The 7658-nt window shown below is 70.3% G+C and carries 7 protein-coding genes; 2 read left to right on the plus strand and 5 right to left on the minus strand.

Translation table 11 applies throughout. The features are described from left to right. From AOK01_RS39630 to AOK01_RS39645, 4 genes are all read right to left on the minus strand, one after another. On the minus strand, nt 1-697 hold a 697-nt coding region (locus tag AOK01_RS39630; protein ID WP_055520439.1), incomplete at its 3' end, for a DUF1707 SHOCT-like domain-containing protein. 10 nt (nt 698-707) lie between these two features. Beyond that, nucleotides 708-1775, minus strand: coding sequence for an ABC transporter ATP-binding protein (locus tag AOK01_RS39635; RefSeq protein ID WP_245702616.1), 1068 nt, complete (start codon nt 1773-1775; stop codon nt 708-710). A 6-nt stretch (nt 1776-1781) separates the two neighbouring features. Beyond that, nucleotides 1782-2639 (minus strand): ABC transporter permease, encoded by an 858-nt coding sequence (locus tag AOK01_RS39640; protein WP_245702618.1) that lies wholly within the window; start codon nt 2637-2639, stop codon nt 1782-1784. A 55-nt stretch (nt 2640-2694) separates the two neighbouring features. Next, on the minus strand, nt 2695-3504 hold the full coding sequence (locus AOK01_RS39645) for an ABC transporter permease (RefSeq protein WP_055520435.1): 810 nt from the start codon (nt 3502-3504) through the stop codon (nt 2695-2697). 199 nt (nt 3505-3703) lie between these two features. Here AOK01_RS39645 and AOK01_RS39650 point away from each other — a divergent pair, with 199 nt between their 5' ends. Further along, the gene (locus AOK01_RS39650) at nt 3704-6130 is read left to right on the plus strand and encodes a transglycosylase domain-containing protein (RefSeq protein WP_055520437.1); all 2427 of its coding nucleotides are present in this window, start codon (nt 3704-3706) and stop codon (nt 6128-6130) included. A 68-nt stretch (nt 6131-6198) separates the two neighbouring features. On the opposite strand, the gene AOK01_RS39655 is transcribed toward AOK01_RS39650, so the two are convergent. After that, nucleotides 6199-6750 carry a GbsR/MarR family transcriptional regulator gene (locus AOK01_RS39655; protein WP_245702617.1) on the minus strand — a complete coding sequence of 184 codons (552 nt, stop codon included), beginning with the start codon at nt 6748-6750 and terminating at the stop codon, nt 6199-6201. 146 nt (nt 6751-6896) lie between these two features. Between AOK01_RS39655 and AOK01_RS39660 the strand changes: the two genes are divergently transcribed. Further along, the coding region (locus AOK01_RS39660; protein ID WP_157871673.1) for a GMC family oxidoreductase N-terminal domain-containing protein at nt 6897-7658 on the plus strand (762 nt) is incomplete at its 3' end.

Raw genomic sequence — 7658 nt, forward strand, 5'->3', positions numbered from 1 at the left:
CCTTCCGCTCCAACTTCTCCCGCCGCCGCTCCTCCTTCAGGCGGAGCCGCTCCGCCTTGGTGACCTTGCGCTCGACACCCACCCCGCCCCAGAACGCGAACCCCTTGACCACGACGCGCGGAGCGCCCGGCTCCCCCGGCACACCCTCCTGGCCGTGGTCGAAGCCGCCCATGATGCCGATTCCCCGGACGACGACCTCGACGCCGGGCGGCACGATCACACTCATCCCGCCCATGACCGCGACGCAGTTGACGACGATCTCGCCGTCGGCGAAGTTCGCCTCGCGCAGGTCGATGACGCCGCCGCCCCAGAACGCGAAGCAGTTGAACCGCCTCGGCGCGGTCCAGTGCCCCTTGCGCTCGAACCCCGACATGATCGCGACGCCCCAGTGGGACGAACCCTCACCGCCGACGATGCGGCTCGCCCAGTTCCCGGTGCCCGCGGGCCCCTTGACCATCGACACGGCGTGAGGGGGCAGCGGAACAGGCGCGGAGACGCCGGGCGCGGGCAGGTCCCGGGTGATGGGCTCCAGCTCCTTGTACGTACGCGCCTTGTACGTCGTCTCCAGCCGTTCCTCGAACTCCTCCATGTCCAGGCGGCCCTCGGTGAGGGCGTCCCTCAGCACTTCGGCGACCTGTTCGCGGTCGGCGTCGGAAGCACGCAGTTCCGGGAGTTTGTCGGGGAGTTCGTCCGTCATGGGAAGCAGCCTACGAGGTTGCCTTCTCCGCGTACATGCGGCTGATGACCGCCTCGATGTCGGGTTCCCGTACCGACAGGTCGACCAGCGGGTACTCGGCCGCGATCCGCGCCACCAGCGGCGCCGCCGACTGCGCCGCGGGGAAGGCCAGCCACTGCCGCGGCCCCTCGACCTTCACCACCCGCGCCGACTCCACGTCGATGGGCGGCAGTTCCCGTTCCAGGTCCACCACCAGCGTCCGCTCGCTCTCCCCGATCTCGTGCAGCCCGGTGAGCGGACCGTCGTACATCAGGCGTCCGTGGTCGATGACCATCACCCGCCGGCACAGCTGCTCGATGTCCGAGAGGTCGTGGGTCGTCAGGAGGACGGTCGTGCCGCGGTCCGCGTTGAGGTCCCGCAGGAACTCCCGCACCCGCACCTTGCTGACCACGTCGAGCCCGATCGTCGGCTCGTCCAGGTACAGCACCTCGGGATCGTGCAGCAGCGCCGCCGCGATGTCCCCGCGCATCCGCTGCCCGAGCGAGAGCTGCCGTACGGGTACGTCCAACAGGTCGCCCAACTGGAGGAGTTCGACACACCGGTCGAGGTTCTCGGCGTACCGGGTGTCCGGGATGCGGTACATGCGGTGCATCAGCCGGTACGAGTCGATCAGCGGGAGGTCCCACCACAGGGTGGTCCGCTGCCCGAACACCACACCGATGCGCTGCGCGAGCCGGGTGCGTTCGCGGGACGGGTCGATGCCTGCGACCCGCAGGCGGCCCCCGCTCGGCGTGAGGATACCGGTGAGCATCTTGATGGTGGTGGACTTGCCGGCGCCGTTGGGTCCGATGTAGCCGACCATCTCGCCGCGCGACACGGTGAAGGAGATCGAGTCGACCGCTCGCACCTGCCGCCGCTCACTGCGCAGGAAGCCGGTCTTCTTGCGTACGTCGAAGACCTTCTCGACGCCGTCGAGGCGGATGAAGTCGGTGTCGGGGTGGTGAGGGTCGGTGTCGGGACGGTGGGGATCGGGGGCGGGGTCGGTGTGATCGGTGCGGTCGGTGTGGTCGGTGTGGTCGGTGTCCTGGCTGGAATCCATGTGCGGCTAGCTCCCGGTGCTGCGGTACGAACGAAGGCCTGCCCGCCACGCGATGCCCGCGAGCGCGCAGCAGGCGGTGGCCACGAGCGGCGGCAGGAACGCGACCCACTCGGGCAGGTCGAGCGGATACGGCAGCCCGAGCACGTACAGCGCGGGCAGCCAGTTGACGAAGGCCAGCGGCAGCACGAAGGTCACCCCGCGCACCAGGTCCTTCGCGAAGACGGTGGGCGGGTACTGCAGCAGGGTCGTACCGCCGTACGTGAACGAGTTCGTCACCTGGGACGCGTCCTGCGCCACGAACTGGAACGCGGCGCCCGCCACGAACACCGCGGCGAAGATGGCGGCCCCGCTGACCACCATCACCGGCATCAGCAGCACCTTCAGCGGGGTCCAGGAGATGTCGACGACGAAGAGCGCGTACCCGAGGACCAGCAGCCCCTGGGTGATCCGGCCCAGGCGGCGCAGCGCGAACCGGTCCGCGGCGACCTGCGCGAGCACCGGTGCGGGCCGTACGAGCAGGGTGTCGAGCGTGCCGTCGCGCACCCGCTGCCCGAGCCGGTCCACCGAGCCGAGCGCCAGGTCCGTGAGGCCGAACGCGGCACTGGACAGCCCGTACAGGAACGCCACCTGGCCCAGCGAGTAGCCGCCGAGCTCGTCGACCCGCGAGAACATCAGCAGGATCGCGACGAAGTCGAGCGCGCTTCCCGCGAAGTTGCCGAAGACCGTCATCGCGAAGGACGCGCGGTACGCCATCGTCGAGCGGATCCACATCCAGGCGATCAGCCGGTAGGCGCGCAGCCCGTCCACCAGCCGCGAACGGCCCGCCGGCGCGAACCCGGAGTCCGCGTCGCGCCGCTCCTTCAGGTCCCTCAGGCCCCTCAGGTCCCTCAGGTCCCTCAGGCCCCTCAGATTCCTCAGGTCAGCCACCCTGGACCACCACCCTGCGGGTCGCCGCCGACTGGACCAGCCGGCCCACCGCGAGCAGCGCGACGGCCCAGGCGGCCTGGACGGCGTACGTGCGCAGCAGCCCGCTGCCCGTGCGCTCGCCGAGCAGTACGTCCGCCGGGGTCTGCATCAGCGCCGACCAGGGCAGTGCGCGGGCCAGCTCCCCGAGGGCGCCCGGGAAGGCGTTCAGCGGCAGTGTCAGCCCGGAGAAGAAGATCGCCGCCAGGACGGCCAGCTGCTGCACACCCGCCCCGTCCATGAACCAGAACGCCGAGAGCGCCACGAGATAGCGCAGCGCGAAACTCACCAGGACCCCGAGCAGCACGGCCACCAGGAACGCCAGCCACGTCCCGACATCGGTCGGCAGCGCGAGCCGGAACACGAGCCCTCCGAGCGCCATCGGCAGCACCCCACGCCCCACCAGCTGGAACGCGGCCCGCCCGGCGTCGGCCGCCAGCCACCACGCCTGGAGGTCCACGGGCCGGTAGAGGTCGATCGCGATGTCACCCGTACGGATTCTCTCGATCATCTCGTCCTCGAAGCCGCCGCCCATCACCGCGACCACGGAGAGCAGCCCCTGCCCGATCCACACGTACGTCACCGCCTGGGCCTGGTCGTACCCGCCGAGGCCGGGCCTCTCGTCCCACAGCGCGATGTACGTGTACGCCAGGATCAGCCCGAAGACGGTGTTGGTGAACACTCCGGCGGCCGTGGCCACCCGGTAGGTCGCGTACCGCCGGAAACCGCTCGCCGCGACGGCCGCGTACAACCTCCCTGCCCCCACCAAGGGCTCCCTTCAGCCGTTTCAACCGGTCTGGGCCAAAGCGCAAGAGCCTAGCCGTGCGGCCGTGCCGCGTGCCAGGCATTTTTCCCCGCGACGCGTGCCACGCGCCGGGAACGAATCACCGGATGCGACAGTCTTCAAAGGAGGGGCGCACCAGGCGTATGGGGGCGTACGACGCGAAACGGGAGTACGGCACGAGATGAACGACCAGCCGCAGCCGCAGCAGCCGAGCGAGGGCTGGGCACCGAGGGCGCCCGAGGACGCCTCCGGCAAGAAGCCCAAAGGTGCCAAGGATGCCGGGCGCCCCAAGCGGCCCAAGCGCACCGGCTGGAAACGGCTGATCCCGACCTGGCGGATGGTGCTCGGCACGTTCGTCGTCGGAATCCTGCTGCTCGTCGGCCTGTTCGCTCTCGGCTACTACCTGGTGAAGATCCCCTCGGCGAACGCGACCGCGATCAAGCAGAGCAACGTCTATCTGTACGCGGACGGCAGCCAGCTCGCCCGCGACGGCGAGGTGAACCGGGAGAACGTGTCCCTGGCGCTGATCTCCAAGGACGCCCAGCACGCGGTACTGGCAGCCGAGGACCGCGACTTCTACACCGAGTCCGCGGTCGACCCCAAGGCGATGGTCCGCGCCGGCTGGAACACCGCCACCGGCAAGGGCAGGCAGTCCGGCTCGACGATCACCCAGCAGTACGTGAAGAACTACTACCTGGCGCAGGAGCAGACGGTCTCGCGGAAGGTGAAGGAGTTCTTCATCTCGATCAAGCTGGACCGCGAGAAGAGCAAGGACGACATCCTTGAGGGCTACCTCAACACCAGCTACTTCGGCCGCAACGCCTACGGCATCCAGGCCGCCGCCCAGGCCTACTACGGCGTCGACGCCAAGGACCTGACGGCAGGCCAGGGCGCGTATCTCGCGGCGCTCCTCAACGCGCCGAGCGAGTACGACGTGGTCGCCCACCCCGAGAACAAGCCGTCGGCCCGGGCCCGCTGGAACTACGTGCTCGACGGCATGGCCAAGAAGAAGTGGATCACCGCGTCGGAGCGCGCCGGCGTCACGTTCCCGGCGCCCAGGCAGACGGTCATCGCGGCCGGCATGTCCGGCCAGCGCGGCTACATCGTCAAGGCCGTCAACGACTACCTCACCGACCACAAGGTCCTCGACGAGGACGCCCTGAACGCGGGCGGCTACCGCATCACGACCACCCTGCAGAAGCCGAAGCAGGACGCCTTCGTGAAGGCCGTCGACGACCAGGTGACGGCCGAACTCGACAAGAAGGACCGCAAGGTCGACAACTACGTCCGCGCGGGCGGTGCCTCCATCGACCCGAAGACCGGCAAGGTCCTCGCGATGTACGGCGGCATCGACTACACGAAGCAGTACTACAACAACGCCACCCGCCGGGACTACCAGGTGGGCTCCATCTTCAAGCCGTTCGTGTTCACCTCGGCCGTGCAGAACGACGCGGTCACGCAGGACGGCCGCACGATCACCCCGAACACCCTCTACGACGGCACCAACAGACGCGCCGTACAGGGCTGGAGCGGCGAGCGGTACGCCCCGGAGAACGAGGACCAGGCCTCGTACGGCCGGATCCCGGTCCGCACCGCCACCGACAAGTCCGTGAACGCCGTGTACGCGCAGATGGCCGTGGACGTCGGCGCCGCGAAGGTCAAGGACACCGCCGTCGACCTCGGCATCCCGTCCGACACCCCCGACCTGAGCGCGTCCCCGTCCATCGCGCTCGGCACGGCCACCGCGAGCGTCCTCGACATGACGGAGGCGTACGCGACCCTCGCCAACCACGGCAAGCACGGCACGTACACGCTGATCGAGAAGATCACCAAGGACGGCTCGGAGGACGTGAAGCTGCCCGGCAAGCAGACCGAGCAGGCCGTCAGCCGTCAGGCCGCCGACACCACGACCTCGATCCTGCGCAGCGTCGTCGAGAGCGGCACCGGAACGGCCGCACAGGCCGCCGGACGCCCCGTGGCCGGCAAGACCGGAACGGCGGAGGAGGACCAGGCGGCCTGGTTCGCCGGCTACACCCCGAACCTCGCCACGGTCGTCGCCGTGATGGGCCAGGACCCCGACACGGGCGCCCACAAGTCGCTGTACGGGGCACTCGGGCAGCAGCGCATCAACGGCGGCGGCTACCCGGCGCAGATCTGGGCCCAGTACACGAAGGCCGCGCTGAAGGGCGTCGCCGTCCAGGACTTCGACCTGGAACTCCAGCCGGGCGCCGGGCAGCAGGAACTGCCGTCGGGCGCCCCCGACGGGGACGAGGACGGGGACGGGACCGGCATCGGCGGCCAGGACGACGGCGGCACGAGCACCGGCGGCGAGGAGACCCCGGACACCCAGGGGCAGGACAACGGCGGCGCCATCACCGGCGGAAACACCACAGGCGACGGCGGAACGACGACCGACGGAGGCACCACGACGGACGGCGGGGGCACCACCACCGACGGCGGAACGACAGCCGACGGAGGCACCACCGGCGACGGCTCGGGCGGCACCACAGGGGACGGCGGCACGACGACGGACGGCGGCACCACGGACGGCGGCGCGACGGAGGGCGCGGACGGATCCACGGGGACGACGCTCGGGGTCTTCCCTTAGCCGCCTTGGCCGCTTCGGCCGCCTTGGCCGCTTTGGCCGCTTTGGCCGAGCGGGATGCGGATCACGCCTTACGCTCTGTCGACGTCGACGTCGACGTCGAGCAGTAGCCGGTACTCGTCGAGCAGACCTTCCAACTGCTCGACCATGAACGCGTAGAAGGTGTGCATGTCGCGCAGCCGGCCCCGCTGGACGGGCGGCAGCGCGCCTCCTCGTTCCCGCGCGGCCTCGGCGAGTTCCAGCAGTTGCCTGGTCTGGTCGAGCTGGTACTGAAGGCAGCCGCTCCAGGCGTCGGAGCGCCACTCGTACCCGGCCTGGCGCACCCCGGGCACCTTGACGCGGTCGACCGTGCCGTGGGTGATGAGCAGGCGGGTCATCTCCGACGCGGACCCCTTGCTGGCGCCGAGCGCCTGCTGCAACTGCGACAGCGTCATGGGGTCCGGGCTGAGCATCAGGATGCCTGCCAGCCGCCCCGCCATGGGGGGCCAGCTCATCGCCCGCCCGATCCGAAGACCGAAGTCCTCGATCAGCTGTCCGTCGGCCGCGGCGGCCGGTCGACCATCACTCGCGGCTGCCGGCCGACCGTCATCCGCGGCTTCGCCGTTGTCGGCGGCTCGCGACATCGACCCCTCCCGTACAGAAAAAAATGAATGTTCACTCTTGACTGAACAAACTGGGTGGCGTCAGATTACCAACATCCGCGCCGGAGCATCCACACCGGAGCCTCCGCGCCGGACTAGCCGACGTTCACACATCCAGGGGTGCAGCAATGGCACAACGCAGCTGGGATCTTATCGTGGTCGGCGCGGGCTCGGCCGGTGCGGTACTGGCCGCCCGAACCGCCGCCCGGGGCCGACGAGTACTGCTCCTGGAGGCGGGCCCCGACTACCGCTCCGCGCAGATGCCCGAGGCGTGGCGCTCGCCCAACCCCGCGGTGGCCCTGATGGACCCGGCGACCGCGGTGCGCCTTCTCTGGACAGGCCTGACCGCCGCACGGACGGACAAGCAGCCGCAGGCCCCGTACTGGCGCGGCCGGGGCGCCGGCGGAAGCTCGTCCGTGAACGGCCAGATCGCCATCCGGCCGCCGATGGAGGACTTCCAGGAATGGGCCGCCCTCGGGTGTCGGGGCTGGACCCCGGACGACGTACTGCCGTACTTCGCGAAGCTTGAGGACGACGGCGACTTCGGCGACGAGCCCTACCACGGTCGCGGCGGCCCCACCCCCGTCCACCGGACCCCCGAGGCCGCCTGGGGAGCCGTGGACCGCGTCCTGGCCGACTCCGCCCTGGCCGCCGGATGGGGATGGGCGCCCGACGTCAACGCCCCCGGCGCCACCGGCGTCTCGCCCTACCCGATCAACTCCCGCGACGCACGCCGCGTCAGCGTCAACGACGGCTACCTCGAACCCGCACGCGACCTGCCCGGCCTGACCGTCCGCGGCGGCGCCCTGGTGGACAGCGTCATCTTCGAGGGCGACCGAGCGGTCGGCGTCCGCGTCCTGCACGACGGAACCGGCGGAGGGGATGGAGGG

It is taken from the genome of Streptomyces aurantiacus, from assembly GCF_001418335.1.
GTDB lineage: Bacteria > Actinomycetota > Actinomycetes > Streptomycetales > Streptomycetaceae > Streptomyces > Streptomyces aurantiacus.

Bases quoted from the DNA above. Each gene is read 5' to 3' on its own strand.
- AOK01_RS39650 (WP_055520437.1), top strand. From the start codon at position 3,704: ATGAACGACCAGCCGCAGCCGCAGCAGCCGAGCGAGGGCTGGGCACCG.
- AOK01_RS39655 (WP_245702617.1), bottom strand. From the start codon at position 6,750: ATGTCGCGAGCCGCCGACAACGGCGAAGCCGCGGATGACGGTCGGCCG.
- AOK01_RS39635 (WP_245702616.1), bottom strand. From the start codon at position 1,775: ATGGATTCCAGCCAGGACACCGACCACACCGACCACACCGACCGCACC.